Source organism: Vibrio sp. QJM3NY_26, assembly GCF_057786005.1.
This window is the reverse complement of sequence record NZ_CM173515.1, coordinates 723,811-743,805: the sequence shown is the minus strand read 5'-3', so window position 1 is coordinate 743,805 and position 19,995 is coordinate 723,811. Positions and strand designations below refer to the sequence as shown.

12 protein-coding genes and 1 riboswitch are annotated in these 19,995 nt (G+C 45.0%); of the genes, 6 read left to right on the top strand and 6 right to left on the bottom strand.

Annotated features, from left to right (window positions below):
* Nucleotides 1-77 precede the first annotated feature (77 nt).
* The 4 genes from recD to AC3CH4_RS03195 all read right to left on the bottom strand — a co-directional run bounded on the left by recD (nucleotide 78) and on the right by AC3CH4_RS03195 (nucleotide 11,035).
* Nucleotides 78-2,303, bottom strand: a complete 2,226-nt coding sequence (gene recD, locus AC3CH4_RS03210) for an exodeoxyribonuclease V subunit alpha (RefSeq protein WP_488543614.1) — start codon at nucleotides 2,301-2,303, stop codon at nucleotides 78-80.
* Nucleotides 2,300-5,974: an exodeoxyribonuclease V subunit beta gene (gene recB / locus AC3CH4_RS03205; RefSeq protein ID WP_488543286.1), complete on the bottom strand. Its 3,675-nt coding sequence runs from the start codon at nucleotides 5,972-5,974 to the stop codon at nucleotides 2,300-2,302. The genes recD and recB overlap by 4 nt, the downstream gene beginning before the upstream one ends.
* Before the next feature lie 461 nt (nucleotides 5,975-6,435).
* On the bottom strand, nucleotides 6,436-9,912 hold the full coding sequence (gene recC / locus AC3CH4_RS03200; protein WP_488543285.1) for an exodeoxyribonuclease V subunit gamma: 3,477 nt from the start codon (nucleotides 9,910-9,912) through the stop codon (nucleotides 6,436-6,438).
* A 127-nt stretch (nucleotides 9,913-10,039) separates the two neighbouring features.
* Nucleotides 10,040-11,035, bottom strand: coding sequence for a TDT family transporter (locus AC3CH4_RS03195; RefSeq protein ID WP_167853016.1), 996 nt, complete (start codon nucleotides 11,033-11,035; stop codon nucleotides 10,040-10,042).
* Between the two features lie 161 nt (nucleotides 11,036-11,196).
* Here AC3CH4_RS03195 and AC3CH4_RS03190 point away from each other — a divergent pair, with 161 nt between their 5' ends.
* The 5 genes from AC3CH4_RS03190 (at nucleotide 11,197) to AC3CH4_RS03170 (ending at nucleotide 15,490) form a co-directional block, all read left to right on the top strand.
* Complete coding sequence (locus tag AC3CH4_RS03190) at nucleotides 11,197-12,093, top strand: LysR family transcriptional regulator (protein WP_488543284.1); 897 nt, start codon at nucleotides 11,197-11,199, stop codon at nucleotides 12,091-12,093.
* Between the two features lie 88 nt (nucleotides 12,094-12,181).
* Entirely contained in the window at nucleotides 12,182-12,475 is a 294-nt protein-coding gene (locus AC3CH4_RS03185; protein ID WP_004735185.1) for a YebG family protein, read from the top strand.
* 155 nt (nucleotides 12,476-12,630) lie between these two features.
* Nucleotides 12,631-12,715: riboswitch (Fluoride riboswitch) on the top strand.
* A gap of 194 nt (nucleotides 12,716-12,909) precedes the next feature.
* On the top strand, nucleotides 12,910-13,602 hold the full coding sequence (locus tag AC3CH4_RS03180) for an iron-sulfur cluster assembly scaffold protein (protein ID WP_017084447.1): 693 nt from the start codon (nucleotides 12,910-12,912) through the stop codon (nucleotides 13,600-13,602).
* Nucleotides 13,603-13,626: 24 nt separating this feature from the next.
* Nucleotides 13,627-14,616, top strand: coding sequence for a GGGtGRT protein (locus tag AC3CH4_RS03175; RefSeq protein WP_488543283.1), 990 nt, complete (start codon nucleotides 13,627-13,629; stop codon nucleotides 14,614-14,616).
* A 232-nt stretch (nucleotides 14,617-14,848) separates the two neighbouring features.
* Nucleotides 14,849-15,490 (top strand): MarC family protein, encoded by a 642-nt coding sequence (locus AC3CH4_RS03170; RefSeq protein ID WP_065206891.1) that lies wholly within the window; start codon nucleotides 14,849-14,851, stop codon nucleotides 15,488-15,490.
* Between the two features lie 135 nt (nucleotides 15,491-15,625).
* On the opposite strand, the gene AC3CH4_RS03165 is transcribed toward AC3CH4_RS03170, so the two are convergent.
* Entirely contained in the window at nucleotides 15,626-17,620 is a 1,995-nt protein-coding gene (locus tag AC3CH4_RS03165; protein WP_488543282.1) for a bifunctional metallophosphatase/5'-nucleotidase, read from the bottom strand.
* 504 nt (nucleotides 17,621-18,124) lie between these two features.
* On the opposite strand from AC3CH4_RS03165, the gene dapD reads away from it, so the two are divergent.
* The gene (gene dapD / locus AC3CH4_RS03160) at nucleotides 18,125-19,156 is read left to right on the top strand and encodes a 2,3,4,5-tetrahydropyridine-2,6-dicarboxylate N-succinyltransferase (RefSeq protein ID WP_488543281.1); all 1,032 of its coding nucleotides are present in this window, start codon (nucleotides 18,125-18,127) and stop codon (nucleotides 19,154-19,156) included.
* 99 nt (nucleotides 19,157-19,255) lie between these two features.
* Here dapD and AC3CH4_RS03155 read toward each other — a convergent pair whose 3' ends face one another.
* Complete coding sequence (locus AC3CH4_RS03155; RefSeq protein ID WP_017074183.1) at nucleotides 19,256-19,789, bottom strand: DUF3332 domain-containing protein; 534 nt, start codon at nucleotides 19,787-19,789, stop codon at nucleotides 19,256-19,258.
* Nucleotides 19,790-19,995 lie beyond the last annotated feature (206 nt).

Genomic DNA, 19,995 nt, shown 5'->3' with positions numbered 1-19,995 from the left:
GTTCAAAGCAACCAGGGATGGTTGCTTTGTGTTTATCTAGCTCTAAGTTCAAGCCCTTTTCTAGCGGCCATTAACGACTAATTCGTTAAGCGACTGCCTAAACCACTCACTCGCTCTGTTTTCACCTTAATCCCACGCTTCAACACATTTGTGTCGCTGAACATCATCAGTCGTTTCTTAGCACGCGTAACCCCTGTATAGATAAGCTCGCGCGTTAAAATGGGGCTGAAATCTGGCGGTAAGATCATTAAGATCAAATCAAATTCACTGCCTTGAGATTTGTGTATCGTCATCGCATAAGCGGTCTCATGATCGGGGACTCGGCTTGGAAGCACGGCTTTCACACTGCCATCGGGCAACTCAAAATACACCTTCAGTCTAGGTGTGGAATTCGCACTATTTGACTCTAAAGTCGTTGAATCGGCTTCGAGCATACAGATACCAATATCACCATTGTACAAACCTAAACCATGATCATTACGCGTCACCATGACTGGTCGCCCGTGATACCACAATTCATCGTTGTGCGGATTCACCAAACGTCTTGCGGCAAGCGCCCTTTCGATTCTGTGGTTGAGGCCTTTAACACCAAAATCCCCTTCACGAATAGAACACAGTAATCGGCACTGGCTAAACAGGTCGAGAACCGATTTTGCGCGTGATTCTTGAGTCTCTAGCTCTTCAAGCGATACATTCATTCTATTGAGATATCCACCATATTCATTGACCAACGTTCGCAGCATCAAGTTATAGCTGTCACTCGACAGGGGATGGTTTTCGATATCCTCAAATCCTTTGGCAAACACTTGGTCGACCTGATTTGCAGAGCCGTTATTGATTGCTTTTGCCAATTGCCCGATACCAGAACGCGCATCGAAACGATAACTCTTCTGCAGCATACACAAGCTATCCGCAATCGCAGGCGGATTCACCGCTCTAGCTTTGTCTTGTCTTGGTTTAGCTATCGCATCAAAGCCTGTCATCTCCGCAATCAAATTGCCTTGTGCTGTGCTGTAGCCTGTTGAATTAAACGAGCAGATATCACCCAACACGGCACCAGCTTCTACTGAAGCGAGTTGGTCTTTATCACCCAATAAGATAAGCCTTGCGTGCTCAGGAAGCGCATCCACCAGCTTATACATCATAGATAGATCGACCATCGATGCCTCATCCACCACCAAGATATCAAGGTGAAGTGGATTACGTCGGTTATGTCTAAATTCCGCTCGATTAGGAATCGCGCCGAGTAACCTATGTAAAGTACTGGATTCAGTCGGTATGTTGGCCTTTACTTCAGGCGCTAAAGGCAATTGCTCAATCGCTTTACCAATCGACTCAGTTAAGCGTGCCGCCGCTTTACCTGTCGGTGCCACTAGCTTGATCGTCGGTGTTTTACCTTGACTTAACGATTGCTCGACCATAGCCGACAGTAATTTGGTTACCGTGGTCGTTTTACCAGTACCCGGCCCACCAGAAATCACAGCAAAACGACGACTTAACGCCACCGCTGCCGCCACTTTTTGCCAGTTCAAACATGCAGATAACGGCACCAAACCGTCTAGAACATCTAAGTCCGTTACCTGCTTAGCTTGGACAATCGCTTGGTCGATTGCACCCCAATTCAGAGATTGCTCATCGACGATATCAAGATGATCACACACCAGCTGTTGGCGTAATACCTGAGACGTTTGTTGGTTTGCTTCAGCCTTGGCTAAGGCATTAAACAGAAAATGGTAACTGCGTGCGAATAACTGATTCAACGTTTCGGTTAGCGCTTTTTTCTGTTCAATATTGAACTCTACCGGCTTACTTAAACGGTTTAACGTTTCAGCCAACACAACTTCGTAGTTCCAATAGCGCTGTAAGTAGACACGCTGTCCATCAAACATCAGCGGCTTAACGCAATCATTAGTTGTGCCAACTAGGTTAGATGATTGCAGAACAGTCGCCCAATCAATACCTAACAATTTCTGGTTCAGTTGCAGTGCCGTTTCACCATACAAACCAAGCAACTGAGCAAGGTCTGCCGTTTGCTCAAGGTCTACCGCATGTAGCTGTATAAGCTGAGTACAGATATGCCCCTTGCCTAATTCATGACTCACCACCCCGGCTAGAAAGCCGAGCTCTTGAGAGTGATTCGTGGCTTGCTGAGCAATAAAACGGGCAAATTGATAATCCAACTGACGAATCGAGCCCTTATCCGCAAGAAACTTGAGTACATCCATAAGTTGCTCAGGAATAAGTGAAACTGGCTTTACAGTATTTGCAGCCTCTATGCTGCTATTAGTGGTCGTTGTCATTATAGAAGCCCCATCTGTCCAGTTTCATTGTCATTCAATTGTGCTGAACGTCTGTCTATCACTTTACCGTCAATCAATTGATCCATTTCATCGAGCAAAGCCAGTGTTGGTTTCGCCGAGAAAATACCTTGTTGAGATTGGCCGTCCATTCCTCTTAAGAACAAGTAATAAACCCCACCAAAATGTTGTTCGTAGCTGTAATCCGCAACGCGGCTACGTAGGAAGCGATGTAAGGCCAATGCATAGATTTGATATTGCAGATCGTAGCGGTGGTCTGCCATCGCCGATTTCAATGCTTCACCATGGTAGACGGCAACGTCATCACCTAGATGGTTCGATTTCCAGTCGAGTACATAGTATTTACCTTGATGCTCAAACACTAAATCGATGAAGCCTTTCAGCATGCCTTGTACTGTTTGGAAGCCTAGATCACCCGCTTTTGCCGATAAGGGATCATGATACTGAATGGTTTGATTGAGCTCCGACGCGGCCAACACTTCGATCGGCAACAAGAACTCCATTTCGACCAATCGTTGTGTTGAGTCTTTCTCACTGAGCTTTAGGTTTTTACCATCTAATGCGGTGTTAAGCACCGTATCGACAAGCTGTTGAAGCACAGGTAACCACTCTAGTTCGTATTGCTCCGACTCTAATAAGTGAGTGATTACTTGCGTGTTATGTTCGCTGGTTGCTGGCTCAGTAAACTCAACATCCTCAAACAAGGTGTGCAAGAAGGTACCTGGACGAGCACCACGAGGGAACGTGAATATAGAACGTTCAGGTTCAATCAGTTCAGACTCATCGTGTTCATCAGCCGAATCAATATCGAATCCAGATACCTCGATGGTAGCGTCATGGCTCGCGCCGTGACTGCCTTGTTTTACAAGCCCCGAGTAACTGGTGATTCGCCAAGCTCGGTCAATTGAAGCCTTCAATTCACTAGCATGTAAGTCTTCACTCACTTGCTCCGTTTGTACAAACACTTGCTCATGAGCGGTTGGTGTTTGGGCTAACAGCACACTTGAATTTTTGCCTTCAATTGCCGCTAGAGCTTGATGCAATTCGGCAATACCCTGCTCTTGTCCGTTTTGAACCAAATAGCCCATGGCACTTAAGTGAACACCGGTCGGCTCTTTGGTTGAGCGGCCTTTGCGCAGTGGCGCCATGCCAATGAAACAACCGTAAACGGCACGAGTCAGCGCTACATAAATCAAGCGTAAGTCTTCCGCCAGTCGCTCTTTATCCGCTTGTGCTAAAGCACTATCACTACCCGTAATATCAAGTACCGTGGTATCTGAATCGTGATCGTAGAACTTACCTTCACTCGCTTCACGATAGCTTGCAACGAACGGCAGGAATACTAGATCATATTCCAAGCCTTTCGATTTATGAATAGTGACGATTTGAACTAAGTTTCTTTCTGATTCAAGGCGTTGAATGTCGTCTTCACTGCCACCTAAACCATTTTGTGCGTCTGATATCGCTTCTGCTAACCAGCGCAGCAAGCCATAATCACTGTCGAGTTCCTGCCTTGCTTGTTGTAGCAATTCGCCAATGTGCATCAAATCAGTGAGTGAGCGCTCACCATTTTCTTCTTCCAGTAAACGTTCCGCGAGATGTCGTTTACTGATCACGCTGCGAAGCATTGGTAGCACGCCACGTTGCAACCACAACTTACGATATTCTCGAAATTCGTTAACGACATTTTCCCAAACCACTTCATCGTTGTTGAGTTCATCCAATGAGGCGGCATCCAGAGCAAACAACTCCGACGCTAAACTCGCACGCAATGCACGGTCATTTTCTGGCGTCAGCACCGCTTGCAGTAAGCGTTGAATATCTTGGGCGACCAAACTGGTGAACACGCTATCTCGGTTAGATAAGTACACGCTCGCAATGCCTTGCTCAGACAGCGCATTCTTAATCAGACGACCTTCACTACCGGTTCGAACCAAGACAGCAATATCACCCGCATTCACGGCATGTTGTTTTTTGCCGTTATCAAAATAGGCTTGTTCGTTTTGAGAAGCCGTCAGAATAGTTTGAACTTGACTCGCCGTCGCCTCGGCCATGGCTTTGTGATATTCGCCTTTTGGTAAGGGCTTATCTTCAGCATCTTGCAGCCAAAAGGTAAGTGCGTGCTGAGTTTCTCCGTTCATTACCCATTGGCGTTTATCAGCCGATGGGCTGGCTGCGACAGGCAAAAATGGAATGTCTTGGTCGTAGATAAACGGGCTATCCGAATTCATAAACACTTGGTTTACCGCGCTGACCATATCAGCACTCGAACGCCAGTTAGTCCCTAAAGTGTAGTGAGCACTAACTTGGTTTCTCGCCTTGATATAGGTAAAGATATCCGCGCCACGGAAGCCATAAATAGCCTGCTTCGGGTCACCGATCATAAACAGACCACACTGCGGGTTATCGAGATAAATTCGGCTGAAAATACTGTACTGCAGCGGATCGGTATCTTGGAATTCATCGATCATCGCCACTGGGTATAAGGTACGAATTCTTTCCACCAGCAGTGATTGCTCATCCACATCAATCGATGCAGATAACTGAGTCAGCAAGTCATCAAACGATAGCCACTGTTTCTGCTGTTTAGCCTTGGCTAACATGGTTCGACAATGAGTAATCGCATGTGCCAACAATGGGGCTTTCAGATCTGCTGGAGAATTTAAGAAGTCCTCAATCGCTTCGAAAACTGCGTGCTGAGGTGCAGTACCTTTCGGCGTTTTTTCAATTAGAGTGGCTTGTGAGAACTTCTCTAGTTTATCTGGAAACTGGTAATCATGAGTGTCGCTCTGCGCCCATGCTGTGACGGCTTCTAACCAAGTAGGCAGAGACTTCTTGGTGTAGCTGCGTTTGTTCACATCTGAACCTGAAATCAAAGCCAAAAAGTCCGCTTCGGATTCGCACCACAACGTCTTAAGTTGCTTCACTTTATCTAGGTTTTGGTTGTGTAGCGTTTGTAAGTCGCCCGACATCGCATCTACGGTCAACTTCAGCGGAGATCCTGTCAGGTAGCGATTTACGTCAGCCAATAACGAAGCGGGAGAGCCCCAAATATTTCGCACTTCACCAGCCAGTTGAATTGGCTGCGGGTAGAACTGCTTACGCCAATAGTCGGCAACCACTTGTGCTTTCAGATGGCTTTCATCGGTCACAAATTCATTATCAAAACGGCTTCCAGACTCGAAGGCATTCTGAGTCAACATTCTCTGACAGAAACCGTGAATGGTGTAAACCGCAGCCTCATCCATTTGCCTTTCAGCATTGAGCAGAGTTTTCGCAGCGCCAGCATGATCATCGATAGCTTGTAATAAAGGAGCAATCACTGGGTCGTCACTTTGTCCACGAGCAAACGCAATACGTGCATCATGGATTCGAGCGCGGATACGATCGCGTAGCTCTGCCGTTGCGGCTTCAGTAAAGGTCACCACCAGAATTTGGTCTACAGTAAGCTCCTCATGGTGTCGAGTAGCTTCAGTCAGATCACCTTGCGGCGCAGCGGTACCGTGCCCAAGCAGTAGGCGCAAATACAAGCCAGCGATGGTAAATGTTTTACCCGTACCCGCTGATGCTTCAATTAAACGCGCGCCATGAAGTGGAAACGTCATGGTATCAAGTGTTTGTGGAACGATTACCTGAGCACTGCTTGTGGTCGTCATGCCTTACTGCCTTCTGATAAATTAGTCTGTTACAAATGTGACCTAGCGTAGAAAACGTCATGCAATTTACGTCCTACGCCAATTTGTTAATAGTTAGTGCGATCTCTCTCACGGATCAATTCAGATCGCCTCGCTACTATGCGCCCACGAGTTCAGGAGCGCCTACGAGTTTTATACTCATGCGTTACTTTGAACCACTGAATAATGGTCCCTCTGACCTGTGGCCGTACAGCGAACGCCCTACACTAATAATGATTTACTGGCGGCCACTTTATTTCCTGTACCCTGACTTTCCGCAAATCACTATCTATCGCTTTTACTAAGCTTATACCTCGATTACCTCTAACCTTTTGATAAGCCCTGCACTCCAAATTTACATCTAACTCTTTATTTTCCATGCCTTTATTCAAACGCATCTCTTTGACGTTAGTATCGTTGGCGATCTTGCTGATCACTGCTGATTATTCCTGATCTTCAAGATCGGCAGCGGCAAGTCTTGCGGCCTGTAACACAAGCGTTGAATACATACGCGACTCAGCAGCCAGTTCATCATCCCACTTAGGCCAAATTCGTGAGATATAGGTGTCTCTGCCCTCGCCCGTAAAGGCGAAGCTGTCATTAAAAGTATCGGCCATTTTCTTAAGTGACTTTTCTTCGTCATCGACCCATTTACCACGGCTAAAGCCAGCCTCAACGCCAGCCAATGCGGTTTTCGGGAAGTAAGGCAGTGGTGCTGTCATGCCTTGATAAAACAGTCGTACTAACTCAGCCAGCAAACTCTTCGCCTGAAGCGCATCGCCGATAGGTTGTAGCGTTTGGTGAACAACGCCCTCTTTTCTGTCGTAGCCAATAATATGGGTCGTTTTTCCGTGCCCCATAACAGCGCAAGATAGATGATCAATCCACGCAGCCAAGTAATCTTGAGAGCGTATTTTTCCACTACGAAAACGAACTAGCCCTGATTGATAGTTTTGAGTTAACCAGCCCATCAAGCGAACAGGCTTACCTTCGCCCAACACATCAAATTCGATATTCACTTCGAGATCTTGTTGCGGTGATCCGCTCACAAATCGAATCTCTTTGGCTAAGTCTTCCGCTTGAACACGGTTGGTTTCAAATTCGATATCACCAAAGGCGCCAACCGGTAATCGGCCCTGTGCTTTTTGCTCAGAGACAAACAATCGAACCGCCTCGTCTGCGCCTTCAGGGTGGTCCAGTAACACTTGCAGCAAAGCATCTTTAAGCTGGAAACTCTCTAGTCCATTGAGTACGAACGGCTCATCGTCTTCCATCACAGGAAGTGGCGGTTCAAACACCACTTTTAGGCGACGATTAAAGAAGTACTGTACTGGTAAACGCCAGAAACGTTGCAGTTCAACCAGATCCAACTCCAACGGGTACGTTGCACCCAACAAATAGTCATCCAAAGCACGATTGAATTCACCACTACGTTCACCGGAACGGTTAGCCGCAGGAAGCCATTCTTTGGCGTAACTCAGTACATGGCTTGCGTCACCTTGAGTAAAGGCTGCAGGGCTGAACGGTGTCATGGTGTGTTCAAAGCTGATCGCTTGAGTCAGGTTGATGCCTGAATCATCACTTGGTAGCGCTTGGTCTTCGCTTAAACAGTAGTTCTGTTGGCAGTACTCTATCAGCTCTGAAACGAGCACCGATGGCACTCGCTCAGTATTATCTTGAATCGAACGGCCGACATAACTGATGTATAAACATTCTTGCGCCGACAACATCGCCTCTAAGAATAGATAGCGGTCATCATCACGACGAGAACGGTCTCCTGGACGAGTGCGTCCGTTCATTAAATCAAAACCTTCTGGCGGCATTGAGCGAGGGTAAACACCATCATTCATGCCTAACAAACAGACGGTTTTGAACGGAATAGAACGCATCGGCATCAAGGTACAAAAGTTAACTTGGCCAGCTAAGAAACGTTGGCTAATACGAGCGCCAGATAGCTTATTATTGAGGTACTGGTAGATAATGCTTGGCGACAGTTCTTGTTCATATAAAGCATCATCAAGCTGTTCATTCAGTTGCGAAAGCGCATCACGAATCGACTTAAGCACCACCTCGCCTTCCAGCTCGACCGCAAAGAAATCATCAATCATTTGCAGCAAGGTTTCACGCCACATATCGATAGATTGTGTTTCAGTTAAACGCTGGCGGTAATGGGCAATACGATCGATAAAGTGCGCTAACTTACCAGCAAGTTCGGCGTTAATACCTTGAACTTCGTTATAAGCGGCAATCGGAGAGTGTTCAGTTTCAAATAAACCCGCAGAGTCCGACATCGCATAGCCTAAGAGCATGCGCTGAATACCGAATAGCCAAGTATTTTGCTCGGTCGCAGGTAGATCAAATTCTGTTGCAGTAGAAGAATCAACGCCCCAACGGATACCCGCTTCTTCAACCCATTGCTTGGCTTGCTCAAATTGAAACTCATCAATACCAAAGCGTGCCATCATCGCTGGGATTTCTAACAGCTCTAGTAACTCAGAGGCCAAGCAACGCGTATTCGGTAGCGCGACCAACTGCATGAAGGCGGTCAGAATTGGGCTTTCTTGGTCTGCGGTTCTATCAGAGATCGAGTAAGGGATATAACGCTCACCCGGCGCATTACCAAATACCGCCTGAATGGCTGGGCTATAAGCATTAATGTCAGACACCATCACGATGATATCGCGTGGTTTTAATGTCGGATTGGCATCAAACATCGCCAACAGCTGATCATGAAGGACTTCAACCTCACGCATTGGGCTGTGACACGCATGTACGGTCAGAGATCGGTCGCCCAGTTCAACCACCTGTTTATGGTTACTGGAATCTAAGATGTGGTCGTCTTGATGCTCTTCTAACTGGAGAATATCGGCTTGCAGTTGATGCAGCAGGTTATCCCTCTCAACATCAATAAAGAACTCGTGCTCTTCGCTATCTGACTGAGACAGTAAGAGCAGGTTATCTCGGCCTAATTTTCCCATAGACGCAAGCAGGCTGTTACCTACGGCTTGGCTGATATGCAGTTCATCTTCAACATTGGCTTCAATGCCATCTTTCAATGGTGAAGCTTCGCCCTCTAATTGAGGTAAGCCATCGACCAGAGCAAACTGCTTACGGCGCTGGGCCTCGACTCTCGCCAAATATTTACGGTCACGAATATCACCCCAGTAATGCTGACAAGGGTTGGTAAACATTAAGTGAACATCAATCTGCTCACCGAGTGCTTTCAACGCATCCATGTAACGAGGTGGCAGCGACGAAATACCAAATACAAATAAGCGTTTCGGCAGATGCTGCAGTCGACCTTGTTGATTGGCTAACGCTTCAATGAAGTCGTGATACAAGTTGCCACGGTGGTATTTTGATTGGCCTTGAGACAGGGTCTGGTCATAAAGTGCTTGCCACAAAATTGGCTGCCAAGGGTGATCTTGTTGTCCTTCATCATCGACTAATTCAGCAACGGGTTCTCCTGCTTCCCACATCGCCATCCATTCAGGTCGATACACCAAGTATCCATCGAAGATATCGGCAATTTTCTCTGCCAATTGATACAGCTTCGAATCATCTTCGTCGTTTTCAAGATAGCGTTGCAAGGGTAAGAAATCAGGGTGGTCAAGCTTAGCAGGTAGCAAACTCATCAACTTCCACGTCATCGCTTCTTTGTTAAAAGCACTGCGTTTAGGTACATCAGGAAGCACTTGGGTAAACATATCCCAAATGAAGGTTGCAGGAAGGGGAAAGTCTATATTTGCTGCTACACCAAACTCTTTGGCGAGTTCCATCTTAAGCCATTGAGACATACCTGGGCTCTGAACCAAGATCTGCTCTTTTTCGAAAGGATTGGCTAAAGGATCACTTTTGATTAAGTGAACGAGAAGGATTTTTAAAGTATCGACTTTATTGGAATGGTAAACAGTAAACAAAGTGCACTCACGCTAATCTTGCCACAATATAAAGCCAGATTAGCATAAGTGCCGAGTTTGGATTAGGAATATAAGCTTATGAAATACTGAAAACTTAAGGTCCGTTTATCTTTTGAACTATTGCTTCTTACAATCTACTGCCTACCGCGCTTAGTACACGATGAGGTTTGTAATTCATGTAATAACGAACCGCAACATAACCCACTACAAACGTTGCCACAATCAATTCTAGATACGCTAGGTTGAAGACTTGATCCACATAGTGAGTTTCCACACCAACAGTTTGCATCCAAGCCGCCAATTTAAATAACGCCGTTGCACCAATCACGATTGGGAAGGTAAACGCCGCATAACCTGGGCTAAATGGCAGACGAAGTAGTTTGAAAAACGCAATGTAGATAATAAAGGTCATTAACACTGCAATGCCAAAGAGTAACCCAATGATCACTGGCGAAGGGTTTGCCGTCACCGTTAGGTAGCCTGCTAAAGATAAACTGGCTGGTGCCGCCATAATCGCAATCGTTGGTTTTGCTGCGTCAGGCACTTCATGAGAGAAGATCAAACGGTAGATCATGAGAGGTAGCATTACAGCATAAACCAATAAGCCAAAGACTAAAGTCGCGTGAGCAACGGGTTCTAAGATCGGGTTACCTGAAAAAGAAACGTCTGCCACGATAATACCGATTGGTGGTACAAACCAGCTTGGCACCATATGGTGGATCTCAAAGTTTTTAGCTCTGTGGTATAAGAAGCTCACCAAGAACACGACATGTAACGCTACCGAAGCCAACCACATTGCTTCTTGAAGAAACGGAGATATTGGAGCCAACGAAGCAGACACCACCATACAACCCATCGCGAATGTGGGTACAACACTGCCGACAACAGGGTGAGCAAGGTCTTCACGTAATAAGTGGCCGTGAATCAAAAATTTCACAGCTAAAACAAGAAGTAATACCGCCGCAATACCCGCACTGATCCACTGCACCAAACCCGGAGTGTGTAAAGTACCTTGTGCGACTAAAACACCATCCCAACACCAGCCTAAGCTTGCAATTGCGAGTGCTAACCCTGCCATGGGTGTTGGAGCTCCTGTTAATCTATATTTAATACGTTGAATCATGTCAGCCTCTCTTAAACTTAATTCACTAAACTTGTGAACTCATCAGCTTGTTGAAGCCATAATACGCTTGCGCTTCGTTAAACAATATCCAATTATATATAACAAGTGTTCATTAATACTGAACGATAACTTTCCACCAGCAGCGTAAAACTAGGAACCTGATGGCTAATATTTCAATCAAACAACTCAAAGTGTTTGTCACCATTACCCAACATTCGACGCTTACCGCCGCATCGGAAGCACTGTTTTTGTCTAAGGCTGCTGTCAGCATGGCGCTGGGCGAAATGGAGAAACAATTGGGCCACTCTCTATTTGACCGGGTCAACAACCGATTAATTCTCAATCAAGAAGGACAAAAGCTACTTCCTTTGGCTGACGAGATTCTTCACAGAGCCGCAGGCATCGATGTTTTGTTCCACAATGACCAACCATTAAGTGGCAATTTAAAGGTTGGCGCGAGTGACACGATTGGTAATCAGGTCGCACCGTTTATTCTGTCTGGCTTTAGAGAGCGTACTCAGCATCAAGATCAGAGCTTGTTTATTTCAAACAGTGCGCTGATATGCCAAAAGTTGGTGGATTATGAACTGGATATCGCGTTAATTGAAGGAAAAACACTCCATCCGGAGTTGATCTCTAGCCAGTTCAGTAGCGATGAAATGTGTATTATCGTTAGTAATCAACACCCTCTCCTTTCTCAAGACAAAGTTGCATTGCAAGATTTAGAAGGCAGCCATTGGATACTGAGAGAGTCAGGTTCAGGAACTCGCGAGTTTTTCCTGCGTGCTGTCGCACCTCGTATTGAGCATTGGTATGAGTCCTTTGAACTCAACACCACCGAGGCCATCATCAATTCAGTTTCTGCAGGGCTTGGGCTCGCTTGTTTATCGAGGTTAGCCGCACAACGAGCGATTGATTCCGGCCGAGTAAAAGCACTCGATGTCCCGCTCGACATGAAACGCCGATTCTGGATGCTGGTGCACAAAGACAAATATCAGAGCCCGCTGCTGAAATCTTTCATGGGTTATTGTGAAGACTGGGCTACACATCAAGATTGAGGCCGCATAGTTAGGTCATCAACTGGACTTTTTGCATCAGAAACTGTATAAAAAGCCAGTAAAATTTATCAAACTTAGAGGATTAACCATGGCTGTTATCGTCAAGTACGTGGTCGAACGCAACGGAGAAGAGAAAATGACTTTTACCTCTAAAGCCGAAGCTGACGCATACGACAAAATGCTGGATATGGCTGATGAGCTTTTTGAACTGTTAAGCAAAAGTGATTTAGTTGAAGATGAAGGCAAGCAAGAAGAACTTGCAATGTACCTAGCGAAGAATAAAGAAGAAGTTCTTTACGCACTAGGTGCTAAGCGCAAACCAGCTCCGAAAAAAGAAAAGAAACTTGAAGCTGTTGAAGACGCAGAAGAAGATGCAGCATAACTAGCTGATACCTTTCTAAAAAACGTCAATAATGCCTCTAATAAGAGTCCGTTATTGGCGTTTTTTTATACTTATTGAAATATAATGAAGCTTGTTTATAGTCGAAATTGCTCTAAACATTCGCTTGCACAAAAGTGTGATAAAGATCTAATCTATAGTCATCAGGTGATGGGGTTCCACCTAAGCTTTTGCTTCAACCGCCCGTTCTTTTCGAACAGTGCTAATGACTCCTACAGAATCGAAAACAGGTAATACTGTTGGATGTATCGCTATTCCTCCATTTTGAAATGGACTTAGTCTATTAAGACCGAGCTTCATGACACCTTTGGATTACCGATACTCAAGATCTGTAGTGAATTAGCCGCACCTCTTCCAACACGTCCTGTTTTCTCAACGCCCTAGGTCTTAAATGGCTCTAACAGTGAGAAAACATTATGCACTACTCTTCAGAAATTCAATCAATGTGCCCTATTCAAAGGGGTGATCTGCACACTTCAGCGCCAATTCCAGTTGAAGGCGCTATGGTTAGCCCAAAAGATGTCATCGCTATTTCTGGCTTAAGCCATGGCGTAGGCACTTGTGCACCACAACAAGGTGCTGCCAAACTGACACTAAACGTAAAAAACGGCATCATCGAAGAAGCACTAATCGAAACGATTGGTTGTTCAGGCATGACTCAATCAGCCGCGATGGCAGCCGAAATCCTCACAGGAAGAACCATTCTTGAAGCTCTGAATACTGACTTGGTGTGTGACGCTATTAACGTAGCCATGCGTGAAATCTTCCTGCAATTTGTTTACGGTCGAACTCAGTCTGCATTCTCTGAAGGCGGCTTAGAAATTGGCGCTGCATTAGAAGATTTAGGTCAAACACAGCGCAGCCAAGTGGGTACTAGCTACTCAACCGCAGCAAAAGGTGTTCGTTACCTGGAGCTTGCAGAAGGTTACGTGACCAAGCTTGCACTTGATGACCATAGCGAAGTAATTGGCTACGAATATCTCAACCTCGGCAAAATGATGAAGGCGATTAATCAAGGTATGTCAGCCAATGAAGCAGCAGACCTTGCTATGGGAACCTACGGTCGCTTCGATGAAGCCGTCACCACCATTAATCCACGCCAACAATAATTTTTGCCAATTTAGAGGAAAGATATGATGAACACTCAATTTAATGAATCAGTAACTCGCGTATTGGCAGAAATGAACTTCGACTCTTTAGAGCAAGCGAACCAATACTGTCTATCACACAATGTCGACCCAAAAGCGTTAGTGATGGATACCCAACCTATTGCTTTTGAAAGCGCTGCCGATGCTTATATCCTTGGTTCAGCACTATCGCTATTCCGCAAAGCAAGCAACGCTGAACAAGCTGCGAATATCATTGGCGAAGGCCTTCAAGCATTCACCAAACCTGGCAGTGTTGCTGAGCAACGTCAAGTAGGGATCGGCCACGGTGCGCTAGCTGCGCGTCTTCTAAATGAAGAAAGCCACTGCTTTGCTTTCCTTGCGGGCCATGAATCTTTTGCTGCTGCAGAAGGTGCGATTAAAATCGCACTCAACGTCAACAAATCACGTCACAACCCATTAAAGGTAATACTCAATGGTCTAGGTAAAGATGCAGCTTACTTAATTTCTCGCATCAATGGTTTTACCTATGTTCGCACTCAATACGATTACCAAACAGGCGAGCTTGTTGAAACAGAACGTCGCCGCTTCTCACAAGGCCCTCGCGGAGAGATCTTGTGTTACGGCGCTGATGATGTACGTGAAGGCGTGGCAATCATGCACAGAGAAGAAGTGGACGTAAGTATTACAGGTAACTCGACTAACCCTACTCGTTTTCAGCACCCAGTTGCGGGTATCTACAAAGCGGAACGTACTCGTCAAAGTCTACCTTACTTCTCAGTGGCTTCAGGCGGCGGTACTGGCCGAACATTGCATCCAGATAACGTGGCAGCAGGCCCTGCGTCTTACGGCATGACTGATACCATGGGCAGAATGCACGCTGACGCTCAGTTCGCAGGTAGCTCTTCCGTTCCAGCACACGTCGCAATGATGGGCTTTATAGGTATGGGCAACAACCCTATGGTCGGCGCGACTGTGGCACTAGCGGTTGCCGTTAGCGAATCTCAAAACGCCTAACAGTAGAGCGGCGTGAGTCGAACGTGAGGAACCAAAAGAAATCCGTTAATTAAGAAACCGACAATAACGTACGAATGAATCTTTACACCTACTACTAAAACTAAACAGCCAGTATTAACCTGGCTGTTTTTTATCCATATTTGCTCTACGATCTATTCCTAATAGTTATTTATCTATAAGATTAAATACACCAGTCGCTAAGTATTTAACCCTATATTTTTAAAGGAATAATATGAAAGAGTTGATCATTCATACCATCACCGTGTTCATGGGCTTTTTTGCCATAATGAATCCCATCGCCAATACGCCGATCTTTTTAGGTTTAACGGCTGATAGCAATAGAGAGATGGTTAAGTCGATCGCTTTTCGCTCAGTGCTCATCGCCTTTATCATCGTGAGTACCTTTGCAATTTCCGGCAAGCTCATCTTTGATCTGTTTGGCATCACGCTTTACGCACTGCGCATAACCGGCGGTATTCTTGTATTTCTTATTGGTTTTCACATGCTGCAAGGTGACTCGACACACGCCAAAGCAAAAGAGAAGGTCAATTCAGACGCGCAGCAAGATGCAGCATTGAGTATCGCGGTATCACCTTTAGCCATGCCAATACTGGCTGGCCCGGGCACCATTGCCACTGCGATGAATTTTGCCAGTACTGAAGGGATTTACGAGACCATCATTACCATTGTGGCATTTGGCCTCCTCTGCACCCTAACCTACGTCTTGTTTGTATTCGGTGAACGCTTCGTTAAAGCGGTTGGACCAAGTGCACTAAACGTGATTACTCGAATGATGGGTCTAATACTCGCAGTTATCGGTATGCAGATGTTGATTGAAGGGATTGAACAGGCTTACAAGGCGCTGTTTATTTAACGTCTAATTCCACTAAGTTTTATACAAATATAGCCAGCAACTTGCTGGCTATATTTATTTTATTGTTAATCTATGACCTTGTATTTGAAGGCTTTCATTAACAATACATGACGCTCCTATAAGAGCGTATCAATACTATTTATATTCCATCGTTGTTGTTTCAAATCCTAGTGGCTCTAATACTTTCTTATGCTCAGCCCAAGAAATAAATGATTCGGCATCAGTATTACATACGTCACCTGAGCTTTCCGCACATGGTTTAGTACCACCATCATAGTTGACGCTATATTTCTCGGTACTTCCATCGTATGTCAGGTTATTAACTTTGTAAGTTTTAAAACCATTGCCTGAAATGACAATGTCTTGACGATCTGTTGATGTTAATTGAGCATCGCCTAATACATTCCAACCATCACTACCACTTGCATTATAGTTATTAACGATAACAGTGTAGTTATCAACATCGTTCATTGTCGTCCACACTGGATTGTCTTCTGTTCCAGTATTTACCTCAAGAGCCGTCACTGTGCCAGATACACCTTTCACATCTTCTGTAAACGTGTAACGCATGCCCGAGACGTACGGAAACTTACCAGCATGAGCACCTTCCGCAAGCGTAGGCTCAATTGTGCTGTCGATTAGATTTCGAATCACTTCGCCTTTAACGGTTAAAATCGACAAGTAGTTCGAGAATGGTAATAATTCTAATGTCGCATTGCCTTCCCTGAAATCACCTGACGCAATATCCGTTCGAACACCACCAGCTCCCACCAAACCAATCTGAACATTTTTACCGGTAACCGCTGTTACCGACGGTTGATTTGCCCAATAAATCATACCTTGAGCAATCATCGGAGCAACATCTGAACCGTGCTTATCAGTTCCAGCATCACCAGGACGGCGCTCATGACCGATTTCAGTCGGTGCAGCTGCAACAACATCACCATACGCAGCATCGAGAGCTGGCTTATAAGTTGCGTCGATACGGGTTCTTAAATCAATATCTTCATCTTTTATCGTGATTTTTTCATTATTATCAATAAACGACGTTACATCATCTTTATCAGTGCTAATCATTTGATGTTCTCGATGAGAATCATGATAGAACTCATCATTTGATAATAAAGTATTGTTCCCAACGCATGACATGAGATTGCCATTTATGTCAAATGATACATCAACGTCTCCAATAGCTTCCGCATATTGGCCTGCTTGAACCACACAAGTATTTTGTGTTTTGTCTTTTTGTGGAATCATTTCGGCGTAAATACCATTATTACCTTGATCAAGATCGGTAAAATCACCAAGTAAAGTATGAGAATGACCGCCAACAATGATATCGATACCCGTTGTATTGGCAGCAAGCTCCTTATCGGCAGCATTACCTATGTGTGATAGAACGATGATTTTATTCACACCCTTGGTTTTTAAATCATTTATAGTGGCTTGAGTTGCTGTAATTTGGTCACTAAATGTCACATCACCAGTGCCGGTAGCAATCGTTGGCATATCCCCCAAAACAACACCGATTACGGCAACAACTTTCTCATCATCACTTGCATCAGAAACAGAGGTAATTGCTCTTTTTTCTGAGCCTTCAAATGCAAATAGTTGATACGGATATAAATTATCTACATTACTTAAAGACTGATCTTTTGATGCATCCATATTATTTGCTAATACAGGAAAACTAACTGTATTGATGAACGATGCGAGCTTGTCGGTATCTAAGTCGAATTCATGGTTCCCAAGTACCATTGCATCTAACCCCATCTGGGACAATAAGTCTGCGTTTGCAGCACCTTCATTTAGCTTAAAGTAAGCGGTACCTTGCCATGCATCACCACCATGCAAGAATAACAAAGGTTCTTTGTCTGCTTTAGCCCCCGCTTTGATATCGTCAGCGGCTTTCAATAGGCGAGGATAACCGCCAAATTCGTTATAAACCTTCTTGCCATCAGCACCCATAGTAAAACTGGATTTTACAGGATCAAAATTTGAGTGGGTGTCATTCACATGTGCTATGCGCAATGTCATATCGGGGGCAATAATATTGTCGTCATTGTCCGAGCCACAACCAACCATCGCTACGCCGATAGAGAGCACCAGTAAAGACTTAGTAAAATTCATAGAAGATCCTTTATTAATCGTTTTAATGTCGTTATGGCAGGCAATATACTGACATCTTGCAGGGTTTTAGTGATCGTTCTCTTAATTACACGTCTGGGAAATTGAGTATTTACCCTAACTGTAGGCACAAGCGATTAATCAACAGAAGTCGAATAATTCTGATAATAAACATTAATTTATAAAGAAAGTGTGACTCACTCTATTGATACTGCTAACAAGAGGATGGGCTAAAGATAAGTGTCAGGTGTGGAAATGAAATGGCACCGCGCTACTTAAGTAAGCACGCCCATATTTAAGAGCGAGGTATAATATCCGGATAATGAAAACTATCGCTAAAAAGACAAGCAATATCATTTTACAGACTTTATCCCGATACGCCCTTTCATAACGAGGGCGCTCTCTTTATGATGAACGCAATTAAATTAACTTTGCTAACGGCAGCACTCATTATTCGAGTCACTGCTATGAATAGCAAAATCAAGACTCAACACATGGAGATTCAACATGGCTTACTTTTCACTAGCCTTCGGTACGGCAACCAAAAACCGCGACAATAAAATCATTGAAGCGTTCTTCCCTAACCCACTTCTAAACCCAAGCGACGTTCTTGTAGCAGCTGTGGCTGAAGTGTCAGATTACGCTGAAGGCAACCAAGCTATAGAAATCTCTGCTGCACAAAGCGCAGAACTAGCGAAAGCATTCGCAGCAAACGACGATGCAGCAAACGCATCTTTCGCAGAAAAAGCGGCAGCGTCTGAACAGCCACTTGTTCTTGTTGTTCTTGCAACTGACGAGAAGCCAGCATCTGTTGCTGAAGGCTTCCTAAAGCTACAACTTATCTCTAACCGCCTAGTACAACCACATGGTACGGTACTAGACGGTATCTTCGGTCTACTGCACAACATCGCATGGACAAACGAAGGTCCTATCGACCTTCCTGAACTAGCTGAGCGTCAAATCGAAGCTCGCCTTGCGGGTCGTGCTCTGTCTGTAGATTGCGTAGACAAGTTCCCTAAAATGGTAGATTACGTAGTACCAACAGGTATTCGTATTGCTGACACTTCTCGTGTTCGTCTTGGTGCACACGTAGGCGAAGGCACAACAGTAATGCACGAAGGTTTCATCAACTTCAATGCAGGTACTACTGGCGTAAGCATGGTTGAAGGTCGTATCTCTGCGGGTGTTGTTGTGGGTAACGGTTCTGATATCGGCGGCGGCGCTTCTATTATGGGCACTCTGTCTGGTGGCGGTACGATGGTTATCTCTATCGGCGAAAACTGTCTACTAGGTGCAAACGCAGGTCTTGGTTTCCCAATGGGCGACCGTTGTACGGTTGAGTCTGGTCTTTACGTGACTGCGGGTACTAAGGTTCGCATGTTAGATAAAGAAGGTAACGAAGTAGAAATCATCAAAGCTCGCGACCTAGCTGGCGTTTCTGATCTTCTGTTCCGTCGCAACTCGATCACAGGTCAAATTGAATGTCTAGCGAACAAGTCTGCTGTTGAACTAAACAGCGAGCTACACAGCAACAACTAATCTAAGCGCTAGATGCTAAATTACTAGATATTAAAAAATACGAAGCCGCTGGGGTTAAATCCAGCGGCTTTTCTTTTTATAGCGGTAAAGCTGAGAAGATTATGCTTTTTCTGCTGCTAACTGCTCAAGGGCTTGAATTGAAGTTTCTGAAACAAGCGCTCCATCCATGTAGTAACTAACTTTGTCGCCATCACGAACACCCATCAGTACAGCTTTTTGGCCATCATTGTAGGTAATGTCCATGCGTATGGTGTTTTCATCGATTTGTTGCATTTCGCCTTGTTCGATATGGCGATTGTTGAAGCCAAGTGGGGCTTCTTTCAATGAATCATCTAGGCTGTCGTTCACATCAATCATGGTATCGACTTTGCTATCAAAGATGTGAGGCGCGCCAGTGAGTGGGTTTTTACCTGCCCAGAATTCGATCGAGTTAAATACGATGTAATCGGCTGCGAATGTTAAAGCGTAAACTGGAGCAAGCAAGAAGTTGACCCCAGCACGAGCGTAACGGTTATCTACAACTTCAACGTTGAACTTCATTAATTTACCAGTAACGGCATTACTACCGACACACCCTGCTAACGACATGACAATCGCTGCCACTGCAACTGCTTTTGTGATTGTTGTTTTCATAGATCCCTCTTATGCCACGATGATTGATTCAGTTTTTGAACGGCCAAATTGAATTGTTCTTGTGTGAATACAAGAAATGATGGCCTAACAAATTGATTCCATAACATTTAGCGTAGTGGAGATTTTTAGAACAGCAAACTGCAAACCTAATTTGTTTCGCGTTGGTTCCTAAAATTTGTGTAATAAAAAAGCGCAGACCTTTCGAT